Source organism: Undibacterium sp. SXout7W (assembly GCF_049339385.1).
In the GTDB taxonomy this organism is placed as follows: Bacteria; Pseudomonadota; Gammaproteobacteria; order Burkholderiales; family Burkholderiaceae_D; genus Undibacterium.
On the sequence record NZ_JBMPPF010000006.1, the window covers coordinates 81,641 to 99,232 of the forward strand.

13 protein-coding genes and 2 tRNA genes are annotated in these 17,592 nt (G+C 49.1%); 7 read left to right on the top strand and 8 right to left on the bottom strand.

What is annotated here, in order from left to right; genetic code table 11:
• Positions 1 to 12 precede the first annotated feature (12 nt).
• The 6 genes from ACO0LB_RS07940 to ACO0LB_RS07965 all read right to left on the bottom strand — a co-directional run bounded on the left by ACO0LB_RS07940 (position 13) and on the right by ACO0LB_RS07965 (position 7,581).
• Entirely contained in the window at positions 13 to 2,979 is a 2,967-nt protein-coding gene (locus tag ACO0LB_RS07940; protein ID WP_423048230.1) for a formate dehydrogenase subunit alpha, read from the bottom strand.
• A gap of 14 nt (positions 2,980 to 2,993) precedes the next feature.
• Positions 2,994 to 3,182: a hypothetical protein gene (locus tag ACO0LB_RS07945; protein ID WP_423048232.1), complete on the bottom strand. Its 189-nt coding sequence runs from the start codon at positions 3,180 to 3,182 to the stop codon at positions 2,994 to 2,996.
• A 310-nt stretch (positions 3,183 to 3,492) separates the two neighbouring features.
• Positions 3,493 to 4,110: a TorD/DmsD family molecular chaperone gene (locus ACO0LB_RS07950; RefSeq protein WP_423048234.1), complete on the bottom strand. Its 618-nt coding sequence runs from the start codon at positions 4,108 to 4,110 to the stop codon at positions 3,493 to 3,495.
• A 60-nt stretch (positions 4,111 to 4,170) separates the two neighbouring features.
• Positions 4,171 to 6,207 carry a 4Fe-4S binding protein gene (locus ACO0LB_RS07955; RefSeq protein WP_423048236.1) on the bottom strand — a complete coding sequence of 679 codons (2,037 nt, stop codon included), beginning with the start codon at positions 6,205 to 6,207 and terminating at the stop codon, positions 4,171 to 4,173.
• A gap of 35 nt (positions 6,208 to 6,242) precedes the next feature.
• On the bottom strand, positions 6,243 to 7,052 hold the full coding sequence (locus ACO0LB_RS07960; protein ID WP_423048238.1) for a DUF3306 domain-containing protein: 810 nt from the start codon (positions 7,050 to 7,052) through the stop codon (positions 6,243 to 6,245).
• Positions 7,042 to 7,581: a DUF3305 domain-containing protein gene (locus tag ACO0LB_RS07965; protein ID WP_423048240.1), complete on the bottom strand. Its 540-nt coding sequence runs from the start codon at positions 7,579 to 7,581 to the stop codon at positions 7,042 to 7,044. Before ACO0LB_RS07965 ends, ACO0LB_RS07960 begins: the two co-directional genes overlap by 11 nt.
• 59 nt (positions 7,582 to 7,640) lie before the next feature.
• Here ACO0LB_RS07965 and ACO0LB_RS07970 point away from each other — a divergent pair, with 59 nt between their 5' ends.
• The 3 genes from ACO0LB_RS07970 (at position 7,641) to ACO0LB_RS07980 (ending at position 8,859) form a co-directional block, all read left to right on the top strand.
• Complete coding sequence (locus ACO0LB_RS07970) at positions 7,641 to 8,525, top strand: pseudouridine synthase (protein ID WP_423048242.1); 885 nt, start codon at positions 7,641 to 7,643, stop codon at positions 8,523 to 8,525.
• A gap of 73 nt (positions 8,526 to 8,598) precedes the next feature.
• Positions 8,599 to 8,675: transfer RNA gene (locus ACO0LB_RS07975), tRNA-Pro, on the top strand.
• Between the two features lie 107 nt (positions 8,676 to 8,782).
• Positions 8,783 to 8,859 (top strand) — tRNA-Pro (locus ACO0LB_RS07980).
• 155 nt (positions 8,860 to 9,014) lie between these two features.
• On the opposite strand, the gene ribD is transcribed toward ACO0LB_RS07980, so the two are convergent.
• Both ribD and apbC read right to left on the bottom strand, forming a co-directional pair.
• Positions 9,015 to 10,127, bottom strand: a complete 1,113-nt coding sequence (ribD, locus tag ACO0LB_RS07985) for a bifunctional diaminohydroxyphosphoribosylaminopyrimidine deaminase/5-amino-6-(5-phosphoribosylamino)uracil reductase RibD (RefSeq protein ID WP_423048244.1) — start codon at positions 10,125 to 10,127, stop codon at positions 9,015 to 9,017.
• Between the two features lie 45 nt (positions 10,128 to 10,172).
• On the bottom strand, positions 10,173 to 11,261 hold the full coding sequence (apbC, locus tag ACO0LB_RS07990; protein WP_423048246.1) for an iron-sulfur cluster carrier protein ApbC: 1,089 nt from the start codon (positions 11,259 to 11,261) through the stop codon (positions 10,173 to 10,175).
• Positions 11,262 to 11,520: 259 nt separating this feature from the next.
• Here apbC and ACO0LB_RS07995 point away from each other — a divergent pair, with 259 nt between their 5' ends.
• The 4 genes from ACO0LB_RS07995 (at position 11,521) to ACO0LB_RS08010 (ending at position 17,517) form a co-directional block, all read left to right on the top strand.
• Complete coding sequence (locus tag ACO0LB_RS07995) at positions 11,521 to 12,627, top strand: hypothetical protein (RefSeq protein WP_423048248.1); 1,107 nt, start codon at positions 11,521 to 11,523, stop codon at positions 12,625 to 12,627.
• A 257-nt stretch (positions 12,628 to 12,884) separates the two neighbouring features.
• Entirely contained in the window at positions 12,885 to 14,951 is a 2,067-nt protein-coding gene (metG, locus tag ACO0LB_RS08000) for a methionine--tRNA ligase (RefSeq protein ID WP_423048250.1), read from the top strand.
• 5 nt (positions 14,952 to 14,956) lie between these two features.
• Complete coding sequence (locus ACO0LB_RS08005) at positions 14,957 to 15,436, top strand: GNAT family N-acetyltransferase (RefSeq protein ID WP_423048252.1); 480 nt, start codon at positions 14,957 to 14,959, stop codon at positions 15,434 to 15,436.
• 257 nt (positions 15,437 to 15,693) lie between these two features.
• Positions 15,694 to 17,517 (top strand): aminopeptidase P family protein, encoded by a 1,824-nt coding sequence (locus tag ACO0LB_RS08010; RefSeq protein WP_423048254.1) that lies wholly within the window; start codon positions 15,694 to 15,696, stop codon positions 17,515 to 17,517.
• The last annotated feature ends 75 nt before the right edge of the window (positions 17,518 to 17,592 follow it).

Below are 17,592 nucleotides of genomic sequence, written 5' to 3' on the forward strand. Positions count from 1 at the left end.
TCTCCTGTGAAATTACGCTGAGAACCGTTCGATATTACAAATCGTGGTCTTGGTTTCCTGCATCATCGTCACCACGTCATAGCCGTAAGTCGTTGCGGTATTCACCGCTTCGCCACGCACAATCGGCATTGCACCTTCAGGATAAAACTCTTTCATATCCTTGCCCTGCCACCATCCAGAGAAGTGGAATGGAATAAATGCAGTATCTTCGGCCACACGCGGTGTTACCAGCGCTCGCACCTTGATGCGCGCACCGGTCGGCGTTGAGACGATGACAAATTCACCATTCCGGATACCACGATCAGATGCCGCCTTCGGATTCAGTTCAACAAAATTTTCCTGCTGCAACTCTGCCAGCCATGGATTGGAACGAGTTTCCTCGCCACCACCTTCGTATTCCACCAAACGACCGGAAGTGAGAATGATAGGAAATTTCTCATACAATTTGGCTTCAACATTTTTCTGTTGAACAGATTTATACAAGGTTGGCAAACGCCAGAAAGATTTTTTATCGTCATGCGTCGGATACTTCGCTACCAGGTCAGGACGGGTGCCAAACAAAGGCTCACGATGTTGTGGAACCGGATCAGGGAAATTCCAGACCACGGCGCGCGCTTTCGCGTTACCAAATGGGTGACAACCATGCACTTTCATAACCACACGCTGAATGCCGCCGGACAAATCCGTCTTCCAATTTTTACCTTCGGCAGCTTTTTTCTCCGCTTCCGTCAGATCGTCCCACCAGCCCAGTTTTTTCAACAAAATGTGATCAAATTCCGGATAACCTGTGGTGATGTCTGCGCCGAGTGAGTGCGAGCCATCTTCTGCCAGCAGGCTGACGCCATCACGCTCCACCCCAAAATTGGCGCGGAAATTACCGCCGCCATCCATCACGTGTTTAGAGGTGTCGTATAAATTTGGCGACCCCGGGTGCTTCAGCTCAGGCGTTCCATAACAAGGCCACGGCAAGCCAAAATAATCACCGGTCATGTCATAACCAGTTTCTGCATCCTTGCCGCCCTTGCACTTGAGCGTTTTTACGTCAAATAGATGCATATTGCGCATGTGCGCCTTCAGGCGCTCCGGCGACTGGCCGGTGTAACCAATAGTCCAACTACCACGGTTGATTTCACGCAGGATCGATTCTGTTTCCGGCTCCATCATGCCGCCCTTGCCTGGCACCATTTTTAATTTGGCAACCAGTTCTTTGGCAAAACCAAGCTTCTCTGCCAATTGATACATGATCATGTGGTCAGTACGGGATTCAAACAGCGGCTCGATGACTTTTTCACGCCATTGAATAGAACGGTTGGACGCGGTGACCGAACCGGAGGTCTCGAACTGTGTAGCAGCCGGAAGCAGATACACCTGACGCTTGGGGTTGAGTTCCTGTCCATCAACTTTCATGGCTGCCATCGCTGCCGTCGCCGAAGGATAAGGATCAATCACGACCAGCATGTCGAGCTTATCAAACGCTTTTTTCATTTCCAGACCACGGGTCTGGGAGTTCGGCGCATGACCCCAGAATACCATCGCCTTGACGCTGTTTTCCTGATCAATCAGTTCACTCTTTTCCAGCACCGCATCGATCCAGCGCGATACCGTGGTGCCAGATTTTTCCATCATGGCCTGTGACGCAAACTGCTTCTTGACCCATTCGTAATCCACACCCCAGACATTGCACCAGTGTTTCCAGGCTCCCGCCGCCAGACCGAAATAGCCTGGCAATGAATCAGGGTTCGGACCCACGTCAGTTGCGCCCTGCACGTTGTCATGGCCGCGGAAGATATTGGTACCACCACCGGATTTACCGATATTACCGAGCACCAGTTGCAGCAGACAAGATGCACGCACGATCGCATTACCTATCGTGTGCTGGGTCTGCCCCATGCACCATACAACGGTCGAGGGACGATTCAAGGCCATCGTTTCCGCAGCCTGATACACCTGCGCTTCGGGTACGCCGCAAGCCTCTTCGACTTTTTCAGGCGTCCATTTCAATACTTCTTCGCGGATTTTCTCCATGCCATAAACACGATCATGGATGTACTGCTTATCTTCCCAACCGTTCTTGAAGATGTGATACATCATGCCGTACAGGAACGGAATATCAGAGCCTGAGCGAATGCGGATGTATTGATTCGATTTTGCCGCAGTGCGGGTATAACGCGGATCGACAACAATCACCTTGCAACCATTTTCTTTGGCGTGCAACAGATGCAGCATTGATACCGGATGCGCCTCAGCGGCATTGGAACCGATATACAAAGCGGCTTTCGCATTTTGCATATCGTTGTAGCTATTGGTCATTGCACCATAGCCCCAGGTGTTCGCCACCCCGGCAACCGTGGTGGAGTGGCAGATACGTGCCTGGTGATCGGTATTATTCGTTCCGTAAAAAGAAACGAATTTACGCAGCAGCATCGCCTGTTCGTTATTGTGCTTGGATGAACCGACGAAGAAAGTAGAATCCGGGCCGGAAGTTTTCTTAATTTCCAGCAGCTTATTAGAAATTTCTGTCAGTGCCTGATCCCAACTGATGCGCTGATATTTACCATTCACCAGCTTCATCGGATATTTGAGACGATATTCACCATGCCCGTGCTCGCGCAGTGCAGCACCTTTGGCACAATGTGCACCGAGATTGATGGGGGAATCAAATACCGGCTCCTGTCGCACCCAGACGCCGTTTTCTACTACGGCATCTACCGCACAGCCGACAGAACAATGGGTACAAACTGTGCGCCGGACTTCGATCTTGCTGTTGCCGGATTTTTCGCCCGCCGCACCAGAGGCGCGCGCTTTCTGAATCAGCCCCAGCTGCGAAGCCGCAATTCCTGCGCCAACGCCGATACCAGAGCGTTTCAGAAATCCACGTCGATCCATCGTGGGCAGCGCACGCGCCAGCGTGTCGGCCAGGCCAGACGAAAAACGGTTGTTTGTGCGCGATGCTGCATCGCCCTTGCGTGTTAATAGCATAGCTCGCCTCGCTATCAGATAGTGGTGGTACGGTAGTATTTCTTGATGTGCTCAGTCAAGCGATAGCCATCACCTTCCGGCTCTGTCGCAATGACTTCCTTGATTTGCTTTTGAATAACGGGGGTCGCTTTAAAAGTCACAATGGCAGCAGCAGCCACACCAAGCCCGCCCAGCAAACCACGACGTTTTATTTTTTGTTCCATGCTTGCTCTCCGATGAATGACTAATACTCACGGAGACAAACGAGTACATGCTCAAAACAAATGTTGCATTTCATGTATGCAGGTGACAACTCAAGAACGAGGTATGTACGCACACATGAAGCAACATTATTTTTGTTTTAATAAGCAATACTGGCTTTGACAGCCATGTCTCCTGATTACTTTATTGACTTTACAAAAAACTGCTTACGAGAAACTTGCGCAGATTGTTTAGCGTATACGATTTCGTTGATGCAATTGTTAAATATTTTTACCAATTGCATGAAATAAGTAGAAACACTTACTACATGCCTTATTCCATATCAAACGCTTGCATTTCGATCGCAAAAAAAGCTTTCGATAATTGTGCGAGTACAGCATAAAATTTCGCCCTTGGATGATTGATAATGACGTCGCACAGCTCCATCACCCAAGCTTGTAAATGCGCACTGAAAAACTGTTTTTGCACCGTCAGATTCGCCTGCAAAATATCGTCAGAAGCGATCAGGTAACGCATGACTTCGCACAAAGAGGCAATATGATCTTCAGTTTCGGCCATATGACCAGCCCTTTCCAGACCTAACTGATGCAGGTCTGCACGCAAGGCAGCAAGGGGTTTTTCCATCAAAAAACCACTTAGATAGAAAGAACCATAGAGCAGAATTTCCGGCTTTCCGGTACCTATAAACAAGCTTTCATATTCATCGTAGATCTGCGTGGCATTCATGGTCCGCGCCAACTGAATCAGATCCGCCCAAGCATCTCCCAATACACCGTCACCATCGGTATTGGCAGATGTCAGAACCGACAATAAATCAGCAGACGGCGCTGCATAAAACAAGGTAGCCAGTAAACCGTATAAATCGGCTCTGGCGGTTTCTTCTCCTTGATCTGCGGTTTCAAATTTAATTGTTTGCGACGTTGTTGTCATAAGTAATGGGTATGCCGTAGTGTGCGTCCAGATATTCTTAATAGAAAATAAAGGCGTCGGTTATTGAGGGCGCTTCAGTTCATTGGCTTGCATCATATCGACAACGCGGCAATCAGAGCACATACGGATACGATCAAGATTGGCAGCAAATGCACCGTGTCCACTGAGCTTTTTTAACATAGCATTCATCATCTGCGCTGTCGCAAACGGTTTGTCGCAACGAATACAATGGTAAGCCTGTGCTTCGTTTAATACGCGCAATTGCCTGGCCTGCTCAGTCAGTAATAAGCGTGGTGTAAGCGTAATCGCCTTTTCCGGGCAAGTAGCTTCGCACAGACCACACTGTACGCAATTTCTCTCGATAAACCGTAGTTGCGGCATCGTCGCATTATCACTCAATGCGGCGGCAGGACAAGCACCCACGCAGGACATGCATAGCGTACAGGCGTCCTTATTGACTGTCACAGTGCCGTACAGCGCTCCGGATGGCAATGAAATTTCGTCCACTGGAGCGGGAGCACATTTGCGCAAATGGTCAATCGCAAAATCCAGGGATGTGCGCTTTTCCTGAGCGAGATGAAAGGTCGCTGTTATGGCAGGCGTTTGCGCTGCGTGCAAACCATATAACGCCTTACTTAATTCGTTAGGCGCACTGGTCTCCAGCAAGGATACGTGCTGTCCTGCGTAGCCCAGCCCTTGCAATATCGTTTGCGCCAGCTCAATCTGCTGTCTGATAGCCTGCCGATATTCCGGCGCTTCTTCCTCTGTCATCAGAATGACAATATTAGTAGCGCCATAACAAATGGCACTCAGCCAGATATCCAGCCCGACGGACGCCGTATGATGCAAAGCAAGTGGAATAACACGCGCAGGAATACCAGCACCGCCTTGACTGACATTCTGGCCAGCCTGTTGAAGCAAGCGGTCACCAGCTTCCTTGCTATGAAATAACAAAGCAGCAGCTTTTCCACCCGCTTTGGAAAAAGAAGACAGCAGTGTACGGACATGCAACCCAGTATCGGTGGGCCGCATATAAGCGTAACTCAGAGCACCACTGGGGCAAACGGTAGTACAGGCACCACATCCCGCACATAGGTAGGGATTTACTTGTATTTTGTCGCCAGCCGCCGAAATTGCGCTGGTAGAACAGACATCCAGACAGGCATTACAACCAGACTTTGCACTACGGCTATGTGCGCAGAGTTTTTCTTTGTAGACAAAAAATTTCGGCTTCTCAAATTCACCCGTCATTTGTATCAACTGCAACACCGCATCAAACTGGCTGGCCAGATCAGCGCCAGGAGCAAAATAGCCTTGCGGCACATCGGACATCTTGAGCAAAGGCTGACGGGACAAATCCAGCACCAGATCGGCCTCCGTTTTTCTGTCAGTGGCCAGACGATTAAAGTCGATTGCACCGACTGTACCGCATGCTTTGACACAATCCAGATGTTTGCGGCACTTATCAGGATCAATCTGATAACTGAAGTTAATCGCAGACTCCGGACAGACCTCAATACAGGCATTGCAACGTGTACAAACTTCCAGATCAATCGGATTCGCCTGTGACCATTGGGCTTTGAACGCGCCAAGATAGCCTTCAAGCTTGATGGCATGACCTGACCAGACTGGAAAACGGCGCTCAGATAAACGTTCCTCGCGCACCAAGCCATCAGTCAGCAAGACGCTGACATCCAGCTGTGAAGACAGTTTTTGTGCCCACGACAAGGCTGATTCTGCCGTCCCGATAATTAACAAATTACCTTGCGACTGATAGCTGACGGAAGGTACTGGTTCTGGATCTGGCAAAGCTGCTTCGGCTAACAATGCTGCCATTTTAGGCAACGATTGTTGCGCATCTCGTCCCCATCCAGCCTTCTCCCGCACATTCACAAACTTGATTTGTGCATGTGACTGCTGGGCAAGTTCAGAAAACAAGGCTCGCTCTTGCGTACATGCGACAATCACTTCATCGTCGCCACTGATCGCTTGCAGATATTGTCCAACCTCACGCCGACACAGCATATCTGTCAACTCAAGATGCTCGGCACCTGTTGCCTCTGCAAGTGAGCGTATAGCCGCTGTGTTCAGTGGCATCGTTTTATTGCAGCTACAAATTTTGATGTGGGCACTCATTCTGGCATTGTCTCGTTTTTAATTTGATCTGCGGAATGTGCAGATATTGGCAGTTGACATTGATCTGACTGCGCGGATGTCCCATGCTTATTCACCTGAGCAACATCGAAGGTATCTGGCTTGATGGCGCACTGGTGATATGGCGTGTCGGGAGTACACAACTCTGGCGTAGCCATTTCCTCCATCGCAGTTCCACTCTTATCGGGATGATTTTGTTCCAGGTACTTTTCGACATCTTGCTCTGTCTGATGTGGCACTGTTTTTTCAAGATCAGGCTGGATGTCTTGCGGTTTTGGCTCCTCTTCTTGCTCCTCTTTTGGTTGCTGTTGCGCCCGCTCCCGTTCTGAGTCCAATAATGTTTGTAATGGCGCTTCCAAATGCTGAAGAGGATTCAATAAAGTTTCTGCATGCAGAATTTTTTCCAACATCCCCAGAGGCAAAGGATCTGGCTGACTGTAATCACCAATGTAAATATCCAGTCCATCCATGATATTGAAATGAGGATTGGAAAACAGTTTTTTCATTGCCGAGCGCTTGACAGTTTCATCTACATCCTTCGCCATGAATCTGGAGAAATCAGAATTCACTTCCAGCTTTTCCACATCATCCAAAGTCGGAATCGGAGCGACTTCAGATGAATGCTCTCCTTGCACCACAGCTTGCGACACAGTTGCTTGTAGTGTCGCAGAAGCAGGTGGAATATTTCCGGAAACGGTGCTTTGCACAGACGCAGGTGCGCTGGCAGAATCACGATCAGCTTCCGGACTCGGCCTCGACCAACGTTTAAAAAAATCTTCAGCCGCCATGCTTTCGCTCCCTGAGCAGAGGATCGGTTTCAGCTCTTGCCATTTTATCCACTGCCTCACCGCCTTCAAACGAAGGTCGTTTGCGCGGACGCTTCTCCTCAGGCTGAAAATGCTCTTGCGTATATTCGGCAAGCCAACGGGCAATATCATCCGATAACGGCACTGTCTCGACTTGCTCACCGCCATCCATCAGCCGGGCTGCCTCATTGTATGAAAGGGATAAAGACTTAGGCACAGCAATGTCTGCGCCATTCACGTCCTCTATCCTCCACATGACAAACCAGCAAGGAACAGGAGAGCTGATATTTAAAAAATAACCCGGTGCTTCATCGGCAAACAACTGTGTCGAAAAACCAGGAAACAACCAGCGCTGCTCCCCGTCACCATCCATCAGGCAACGTACCGATGTGCCGGGCATGTCAGGAATAATTTCCAGCAATTTCCATTGATACGCTTGCCACGGATTATTGATTGGCAGACGTTGCATGATAATGCTGGCAAGAAACGGAAGCTCAGTGTGTGTTTTCATCGTGATAGTATTGCAGAGTAAGGAAAGTTTCGTCCAGAGAATAAAAATCACTTATTTCCATGTCATCTCCACTTCCTGTCCGCGACGGCATCGCGCCCAGTTACTGCTGGCTCCCTGAAGGCCGCTGGAACAATCTGCTGAGTTTTTTGTTACTCCAGTTTCCTGATGTCGCCGAATCCGTCTGGCGATCACGATTAGCCAGAAACGAAGTCGTTGATGCACACGGTATTGCACTGTCGGCGCATAGTGAAGTCCGGCGCGGTATGTGCATCTATTATTACCGTGAACTGGAACATGAAACTGTCATTCCGTTTGAAGAAATCATTTTGTTTCAGGATGAGCATCTTCTGGTCGTCGATAAACCTCATTTTCTTCCTGTCACACCAGGCGGTCGTTTTTTACAAGAAACGCTGCTGGTCAGGTTGCGAAAGAAAACAGGACTTCAACATCTAGTACCTATTCACAGACTGGACAGGGAAACTGCCGGCGTGATGCTGTTTTCGCACAATCCCACCAGCCGGGGTCTTTACCAAGCGATGTTTCAGCGCCATGCAATGCGTAAAATATATCATGCCATCGCACCAGCACTCACGCATCTGGATTTTCCTTTTTATTATCGCAGTCGCATGGTGGATGGCGATCGTTTTTTTGTGATGCAAGAAGCGCCTGGTGAAGTCAATTCCGAGACACTGATAGATATTTACGAAAAACGCGGTCGATATAATGTTTATCAATTAAGTCCACGAACAGGAAAAAAACATCAATTGCGCCTTCACCTCGCCAGTTTGGGCGCGCCGATCGTGAATGATAGTTTTTACCCTGATGCACTTCCCTGCAAAGGAGATGATTTTTCAGCCCCGCTACAATTGCTGGCAAAATCGATCTCATTTACCGATCCGCTGACGCAACAGGCACGTTTTTTTGAAAGTCTTAAAACCCTTTAACTCGCCTTATCTATCAGGCAAAAATGACAAATCTATTGACAACGCCCCTGTCGAAAGATAGAATTCAGGTCTTCGGAGTGTGGCGCAGTCCGGTAGCGCACCTGGTTTGGGACCAGGGGGTCCAAGGTTCGAATCCTTGTACTCCGACCAAATTTTAAGGGATCGTCTGAGACGGTCCCTTTTATTTCAAATAATATAAATTGTTATCGACTTTTCGTTCAGTTTATTGTTTGAAAAGTAAAAGTTAAATGTAGTTTCGGAGTGTGGCGCAGTCCGGTAGCGCACCTGGTTTGGGACCAGGGGGTCCAAGGTTCGAATCCTTGTACTCCGACCAAAATTGAAAAGGATCGTTGAGCAATCAACGATCCTTTTTTCATTTTGCTATTGACCATTTATTTACCGTTTACAACATTCACAATCCAGCTACTAGCACTCATGCAGCTCCCGTGTCAGTTGCCACATTTTTTATACGTCCCATAGCAGGCTATCTTAAATAAAACGTGCCAATATGCGGATATCATCTCCAACCTGACTCAACTCACGCACGCTTAACCTCCTGGCATCATCCACTACCTGCAATTCTGGTAAATCCAACAAACCCGCTCCAGCTCCGAGCAATTTGGGAGCAAGATAGATAATCAGTTCATCTGCACAATGATTCGTGATCAATGCCCCAGCTAATTTCGCTCCTGCCTCAACATGAACTTCATTCATCTGACGACGACCTAGCTCCTGAAGCAGCGCAGGCAAATCGACTTGCCCGTTATCGCTTCCAAAACAAACAACCTCAACACCAGCGGCTTCAAGCAATTGCCGTTTTTCATTATTCATGTCAGCACAAACAACCAGCGTCGTTCCTTCACTCAGCAGCTTAGCTTTCGGAGAAAGTCGCAACTGCGAATCCACGACCACTTTCAGCGGTTGCCGGGGAGTTTCTACGCCACGGACATTCAACAGAGGATCATCTGCCAGCACGGTACCTATACCAGTCAGTATTGCATCGGCCTTCGCTCGCCAACAATGACCATCCTGTCTCGCTGCAGCGCTGGTAATCCATTGGCTGCGTCCGTTTGGGAGTGCAGTTTTACCATCCAGACTGGCAGCGAGCTTGACCCGCACCCAAGGCCGACCAGTCTCCATGCGCTTGAAGAATCCGATATTCATCTCTCTGGCTTGCGCTGCGAGTACCGGATCTTCTCCACATTGCGTCTGCACACCGGCTTCCGTCAACATCGCCAATCCACGCCCCGATACTTGCGGATTGGCATCACCAATGGCAGCGACCACTCTTGCAATACCGGCATCAATCAGTGCATTCGCGCAAGGTGGCGTTCTTCCGTAATGGCTACATGGCTCCAGTGTGACGTACGCCGTTGCGCCACGTACATCTTTGCCATTGGCAGCCGCATCCCGCAAAGCCTGCACTTCAGCGTGCGCCTGCCCAACGGGCTGCGTCCAGCCCTGCCCAATGACCACGCCATCTCGCACAAGAACGCAACCGACTTTGGGATTGGGTGATGTTTCTATCGTGGCATGGGCTGCCAGTGCCAGTGCCATTGCCATGAAACGAGAGTCCGCCTGATTTTCAGCCATATCAGACATATCAACCTGCCACATCAATCATCATCACGATAGACAAATTAAACCTCAGGTATTTTGTATGCTGATTGTCGGGAATTTACTGGTCATATCTTTCGCTTTCTCCGCTACTTTAATCGCCAGCTTACGTGCAATTTCTTTATACAAACCGGCAATCTGCCCATCAGGATCAGCTACTACAGTAGGACGTCCTGAATCTGCCTGCTCACGTATCGCCATCGTCAATGGCAACCCGCCCAGGAAATCAACACCATAGTCAGCACACATCTTCTGACCACCACCCTGACCAAAGATATGTTCTGCATGTCCGCAATTTGAGCAGATATGGATACTCATGTTTTCAACGATACCCAGAATCGGGATGCCAACCTTCTCAAACATTTTCAGCCCTTTACGCGCATCCAGCAAAGCAATATCTTGTGGCGTCGTCACGATAACTGCGCCGGTCACTGGCACTTTTTGCGACAAGGTCAATTGGACATCACCGGTCCCCGGTGGCATATCAACAATCAGATAATCAAGGTCGCGCCAGTTTGTCTGCTCCAGTAGTTGCTGCAATGCCTGTGTCACAATGGGACCGCGCCAAACCATAGGCTCATCCGGATCAATCATGAAACCGATAGAAGATACTTGCAGACCATGATTTTCCAACGGCTCCATGGTTTTACCGTCCACAGTCTCCGGACGGCCATTGATCCCCATCATCATCGGCTGGGATGGGCCATAAATATCGGCATCCAGAATACCCACGGCAGCGCCTTCAGCAGCCAGTGCCAGCGCCAGATTGACAGCGGTTGTCGATTTACCGACGCCGCCTTTGCCCGATGCCACAGCAATAATATTCTTCACATTCGGCATCAGCTTAATACCGCGCTGTACCGCATGTGCCACAATCTTGACGCTGACATTCACACTGACATTGCCTACACCGGGAATCGCACGCAAGGCAGCGATCACCATTTTTCGGATCAGGTCAAGCTGGCTTTTGGCTGGATAAGCAAGTTCGATATCAAGGCTGATGTCAGCGCCATCAATCTGGATGTTTTTAGCCGATTTGGTGCTAATAAAATCTTTTTGTGTGTTCGGATCGATAACCTGAGACAGGGTATTTTTGATAACTTCAGCAGTGATAGACATTCGATTCTCCATTCAATGCCGCAAGTCTAGCGCAAAAAGACAGCTTATTTCAGATAGCCATGCATTTGACACGGCTATACGATCACACAGATACGGCCAACTTCCCGGCGCTGGTCAGGAATCTTCCGCACATGCTTTGTGCTTCGTCAATCTGCGCAAGCCATCCAAATATGCATAGCAAGGCGACATATTCGTTAAAATGGCGGTTTGCGATGATATCGCCTGCCTTACACTCTCACGAGTACGCTTCGACACCTTTATGACACACTCCCTATCTGACGGCACCAATACCGCAACCACCATCGACAATCACAGCACCAGTCCTGATCGGCATATAACATTCGATCAATTGGCGGCAACAGAAGTGAGTAAAGCAGCACATTATCTGGGCGATATTCTGCGCATTGCATTTGAACATTCTGACGAACATGCTGCTGTCGTTGTCTACGATGAGGGTTGTGAACTGGCAGCCGCTCTGACCGAAGCTTACCGTCACTGCCTTCCAAAGGCGGAGTTCATTCATTTCGAGCAGACCGATCAGCAAACCATTTTGAGCAAACTGGCAGCATTGCAGGCATCCGATCTGGTTATTCTGGTACAAACGACCAACTTCAGGCTGGAAGCCTATCGTTTGCGGGTGGAGTTATTCAAGAAAGCGCTGAAGGTCATAGAACATCCCCATCTGGGTCGGATGCAAGGCCAGGAAGCGTGCTATTACATTGACTCTCTTGCCTATGATCCTGTTTATTATCGCGGGACGGGGAAAGCATTAAAGCAAAAAATTGATCAGGCAAGTTGCGGTGTCATTGATAGCGGCGAAGGCGCGCAATTAGTGTTCTCCAGCGTCTTTGAACCGGCAAAACTGAATGTCGGCGATTATAGTGAGATGAAAAATATCGGCGGACAATTTCCGATCGGAGAGGTATTTACTGAAGCAAAAGATCTTGCGACTGTGAACGGCAAAGTGAGAATCTTCGTTTTTGGCGACACCACTTTTACGGTAAACCGACCAGAAAAGCCTATCACCCTGATTGTCGAACAAGGACAAGTGGTTGACACTATCGACTCCAATCCCGAATTTGATCAGGTGCTGACCAATATCCGTGCTGATGACGGTGTTGTCTGGGTGCGTGAATTAGGATTTGGTATGAACCGCGCATTTTCAAAAGACCGCACAGTACGCGACATTGGCACCTATGAACGTATGTGTGGCATCCACCTCTCGCTGGGAGCCAAGCATGGAAGTTATGCCAAACCACATATCAAGCGAGGTGAAGGACGCCATCATGTGGATGTCTTTGCGATCACGGAATCTGTCAGGCTTGGTGATGAAGAAGTCTATCAACAAGGTGCGTGGATAGTATAGTAGCCGTCAATACCAGTTGGCACATCGCCCCCCCTCCCCCCAACCTGATACCGCAGCATTTATCTCAGCCACAGCAAGCAAATATTTGCCGCAGCAGCTTCAATAGTATTGTCAATAAAATATTTTTTCTTTGGTTTGGCTGTACTCTCTTGCACAACCAAGCCGGAGGAGCGCAGCAGAACTTGCCAAACTCGCTTGGGCAGACGCTTTCGCTGTTAAAATAATGCCCTTGTCCGTTAATCAAAAAGTGCATCAACATGACCCGTAAGCTGTTCGTTACCACCGCCCTCCCTTACGCTAACGCGCCCTTCCACCTTGGCCATATCATGGAATACATCCAGGCTGACATCTGGGTAAGGCATCAGCGAATGTCGGGTAACGAAGTGCATTTCGTCGGTGCAGACGATGCGCACGGCGCACCGATCATGATCGCCGCAGAAAAAGCGGGCATCACGCCGCAAGAATTCGTGGCGCAGATCGCCGCTGGACGCAAGCAATACCTGGATGGTTTCCATATTCAATTTGACAACTGGCATTCAACTGACGGTCCGGAAAATCATGCGCTGTCGCAAGACATTTACCGCAAACTGAAAGCAGCCGGTTTCATCACGAGCAAAACCATCGAACAGTTTTATGATCCGGTCAAAAACATGTTCCTACCGGACCGCTACATCAAAGGCGAGTGCCCGAAATGTGGCGCCAAAGATCAGTATGGCGATTCATGCGAAGTCTGTAGCGCCGTGTATGCACCGACTGAAGTCGTCAATCCCTACTCCGTATTGACGGGTGCTACGCCAGTCATGAAATCGTCAGAACACTTTTTCTTCAAATTATCAGATCAGAAATGTGTGGATTTCCTGCGCGGCTGGGCTTTGCAAGACAACCGCCTGCAATCTGAAGTCGCGAATAAATGCAAAGAGTGGCTGGAAGGCGAAGATGGTCTGGGTGACTGGGATATCAGCCGCGATGCTCCTTATTTCGGTATCGAGATTCCAGATCAGCCAGGTAAATATTTTTACGTCTGGCTCGATGCCCCAGTCGGCTATCTGGCTTCGCTGAAAAATTATTTCGGCAAAACCGGACGTGATTTCGACGCCTTCATGGCCGACCCGACCACCGAACAAATTCACTTCATCGGCAAAGATATTACCTATTTCCACACGCTGTTTTGGCCAGCGATGCTGAAATTTTCAGGCTACAAAACGCCGGACAATGTCTATGCACACGGCTTCGTCACGGTCTCCGGTGAAAAAATGTCGAAATCACGCGGCACCGGTATCTCGCCGTTGCGATATCTGGAAATCGGTATGAATCCGGAATGGCTACGCTACTACTTCGCGGCTAAACTGAATGCGAAAGTCGAAGATTTAGATATGAATCCGGATGATTTCGTTGCTCGCATCAATTCTGATCTGATCGGTAAATACATCAACATCGCATCTCGCGCAGCAGGCTTCATCAGTAAGCGTTTCAACGGCGTCATCAGTACCGCATGGGCCACATCTGACGATGCATTCCTCGCCAATCTGCGCAATGCAGCGCCAGAAATTCAGGCCTTGTTTGAAGCGCGTGAATACGGCAAAGCCTTGCGCGCCGCAATGGAGCAAGCGGATCTGGTGAACGCTTATGTCGACGCGAACAAACCTTGGGAACTGGCGAAAAAGCCGGAAAACGATGCCAAACTACAAGAAGTTTGCAGTCGCCTGCTGGAGGCTTTCCGCATACTGACGATTTTCCTGAAACCAGTATTACCAAAGCTCGCCACACAAGTCGAAGCACAGCTGAATCTGGCGCCACTGCAATGGGCAGATGTGAATACACCAATGCCTGATCAGCACACGATTCATCCGTACACTCACCTGATGCAACGTGTTGACCTTGCGATTTTCGATCAATTATTTGATGCACCGACAGTAGTTACTGCCCCGATTGCAGATACCGGAGTCGCGTCTGCAACAGCCAGCACGATCGAACCGCTGGCAGAGGAAATCAAGATCGATGACTTTGCTAAAATCGATTTGCGCATTGCCAAAATCGTCAATTGTGAACACGTTGAAGGTTCCGACAAACTGCTGCGCCTGACGCTGGATGTGGGTGAAGGCAAGACACGCAACGTGTTTTCAGGCATTAAATCGGCCTACCAACCAGAACAATTGATCGGCAAATTCACCGTGATGGTCGCCAATCTGGCACCACGCAAAATGAAGTTTGGCATGTCCGAAGGGATGGTGTTGGCTGCGTCAGCCGCCGATGAAAAAGCCAATCCAGGCCTGTACATTCTGGAAGCCTGGCCGGGTGCCCAACCGGGTATGCGGGTTCGCTGATATTCATGGACATTGTCATACGCGAAGCAAGTACTGACGATGCGCAATTAATTGCGCATCTTACCCGTTCTTGCTGGGCGAATAAAGTTGCCTCCAGCTCCAGCGGACATGGTGAAACCACCGAGCGTGTGACCCACGATTTGTTGCAAGGTGGAGGATTTATTCTTCTGATTGACGATGAGCCAGCAGGCTCAGTACGCTGGCTGCCGCTGGACGATCATGCCAATGTCTGGGAAATGTGCAGAATGGGCGTATTACCAGCATTTCGTGGCGAGGCACTGTCACAACATTTACTAGAAGCAGTTATTCATGCTGCGCAAACTGCAGGTGCAGGAGAATTGCGGCTTGGGGTTCGTATTGATCAGCCACGCTTGCTCGATCTGTATGCGGCTTATGAGTTCGAACTGGCTCCTGAACTGGAATACTCACATGCCAATCCGGCGGAAGCTGCCCCCTATGTTATGCGTCGTTTTTTAAAAAATTGACGAAATAGGCATAGAAGAGTTTCAGCAATTTTCTTTGCATTATACTGCCGCCATATCAGGCAATATTAATGGTCAGCAACATATCCAATCCGCTTGGTCATTGAATCCTCTTACGTATCTTATTGCACATTTCGTTGTGTATTTCACTGTTTGGCAATGGCACCACATTGCTCCGGCAGGCAATTGAAAAATCGTTTTTCCGGAACATTTCGCCATAAGTGAAGTCTCAACCTCTTTCTTATCCGGAAAGCATTTACATGAATAGCCCACAAAGCTCAACAGCGATTACCTCTCCTATACCAGCACGGCTTTTGCAATTGCGTCAGGCAATGCAAAAACACGGTATTCATGCCTACATCATTCCATCCGCCGATCCACATTTATCGGAATACTTACCGGAACGCTGGGAAGGCAGAAGTTATTTTTCTGGATTTACCGGCTCTGCCGGCACACTGGTTGTCACCGCCAATTTTGCTGGGTTATGGGTCGATAGCCGTTATTGGAGTCAGGCAGAAAAAGAATTGGCGCCGACAGGAATACAGATGATGAAAATTGCCTCGGCAGCGGCAACCGCTCATATAGACTGGCTGGCACAACATGTAGAGCAAGGCCAGACTGTTGGTGTCGATGGGATGGTACTGGGGCTCGCAACTGCACGCTTGTTGGCCACAGCCTTACATGCAAAAAAAATCCAGCTCGATACCGGCAACGACTTACTCCAGAATATCTGGCCGAATCGACCTGATTTACCAGAAGCCCCCATTGTTGAGCATTTGCCACCGTTTGCCGTCATCAGTCGGCAGGATAAGCTGAGCCTGATACGTGAAGCGATGCGTAGCAAAGGTGCTGACTGGCATTTTGTCTCTACGGTGGATGACATTGCCTGGATATTTAATTTGCGGGGCTCTGATGTGAGCTATAACCCCGTGTTTATCAGTCATGCACTCATTGGTCTCAACAAGGCGACACTCTTTGTATCTCCTGCAAAGATCAATGCAAACTTACAAGCTGTACTTGCTTCTGACGGTATCAATATCGTCAGATATCAGGATGCACAAACAGCTTTGAGGAATTTACCGGCGGAGGCCAGACTGCTGATAGATCCGCGACGCATCACTCACGGATTTAGCCAGGCGGTTCCGGCTTCGGTGCAGGTCATTGAGGCAATCAATCCTTCCGTATTTGCCAAATCTCGCAAACATCCACAGGAAATTCAGTTTGTACGGGAAGCCATGGAGCAAGACGGCGCGGCATTGTGTGAGTTTTTCAGCTGGCTGGAATCAGTATCAGGCAAAGAAACTATCACCGAAATAACGATCGATGAACAGATTTGCGCGGCGCGGGCGCGCCAACCGCACTACATTTCACCTAGCTTTGGTACGATTGCCGGATTTAATGGCAATGGTGCTATGCCACATTACCGTGCGACCAAGGAATCTCACGCGATTATTGAAGGCAATGGTCTGTTGCTCATCGACTCGGGTGGACAATATCTGAATGGCACAACAGACATTACCCGTGTAGTGCCTATCGGCGAGGTAAGTAGCGAGCAAAAACGTGATTTCACGCTGATATTAAAAGGCATGATCAATTTGTCTCAAATGCGTTTTCCGCGTGGCACATTCTCCCCCATGCTCGACAGCATTGCACGCGCGCCTATCTGGGCTGAAGGTATCAACTATGGTCACGGCACCGGTCACGGAGTAGGCTACTTCCTTAATGTACATGAAGGACCACAATCAATTTCAGGTGCAATGGCAGAGCCGCATACCGCCATGGAAGTAGGAATGATTACCTCCAACGAGCCTGGTATTTACCGGCCTGGTCAATGGGGAGTAAGAATAGAAAACTTGTTACTGAATACACCCTCATTGCAGACAGAATTCGGCGAGTATCTGGAATTTGAAACACTGACCTTATGTCCCATCGACACTCGATGCATTTTGACGGAATTACTGCGTGATGATGAAATTGCATGGCTGAATCACTACCATGCAACGGTTTTAAAACGTTTATCAGCAAGAGTATCTGGTACGGCAAAGGCCTGGTTAATCGAACGTACGCTGCCCATTGCCAGATAATGGAACTGAGAATGGCACTGCATCAGTGATATTAAAAAAGCGATAGAATTTATTTCCGTCGCTTTTTTCTCAAAA

Coding starts and splice junctions, on each gene's coding strand:
- ACO0LB_RS07955 (WP_423048236.1), bottom strand. CDS start 6,207: ATGCCACTGAACACAGCGGCTATACGCTCACTTGCAGAGGCAACAGGT.
- ACO0LB_RS07945 (WP_423048232.1), bottom strand. CDS start 3,182: ATGGAACAAAAAATAAAACGTCGTGGTTTGCTGGGCGGGCTTGGTGTG.
- ACO0LB_RS08005 (WP_423048252.1), top strand. CDS start 14,957: ATGGACATTGTCATACGCGAAGCAAGTACTGACGATGCGCAATTAATT.
- ACO0LB_RS07950 (WP_423048234.1), bottom strand. CDS start 4,110: ATGACAACAACGTCGCAAACAATTAAATTTGAAACCGCAGATCAAGGA.
- ACO0LB_RS07960 (WP_423048238.1), bottom strand. CDS start 7,052: ATGGCGGCTGAAGATTTTTTTAAACGTTGGTCGAGGCCGAGTCCGGAA.
- ACO0LB_RS08010 (WP_423048254.1), top strand. CDS start 15,694: ATGAATAGCCCACAAAGCTCAACAGCGATTACCTCTCCTATACCAGCA.
- ACO0LB_RS07940 (WP_423048230.1), bottom strand. CDS start 2,979: ATGCTATTAACACGCAAGGGCGATGCAGCATCGCGCACAAACAACCGT.
- ribD (WP_423048244.1), bottom strand. CDS start 10,127: ATGTCTGATATGGCTGAAAATCAGGCGGACTCTCGTTTCATGGCAATG.
- ACO0LB_RS07995 (WP_423048248.1), top strand. CDS start 11,521: ATGACACACTCCCTATCTGACGGCACCAATACCGCAACCACCATCGAC.
- ACO0LB_RS07965 (WP_423048240.1), bottom strand. CDS start 7,581: ATGAAAACACACACTGAGCTTCCGTTTCTTGCCAGCATTATCATGCAA.
- metG (WP_423048250.1), top strand. CDS start 12,885: ATGACCCGTAAGCTGTTCGTTACCACCGCCCTCCCTTACGCTAACGCG.
- apbC (WP_423048246.1), bottom strand. CDS start 11,261: ATGTCTATCACTGCTGAAGTTATCAAAAATACCCTGTCTCAGGTTATC.
- ACO0LB_RS07970 (WP_423048242.1), top strand. CDS start 7,641: ATGTCATCTCCACTTCCTGTCCGCGACGGCATCGCGCCCAGTTACTGC.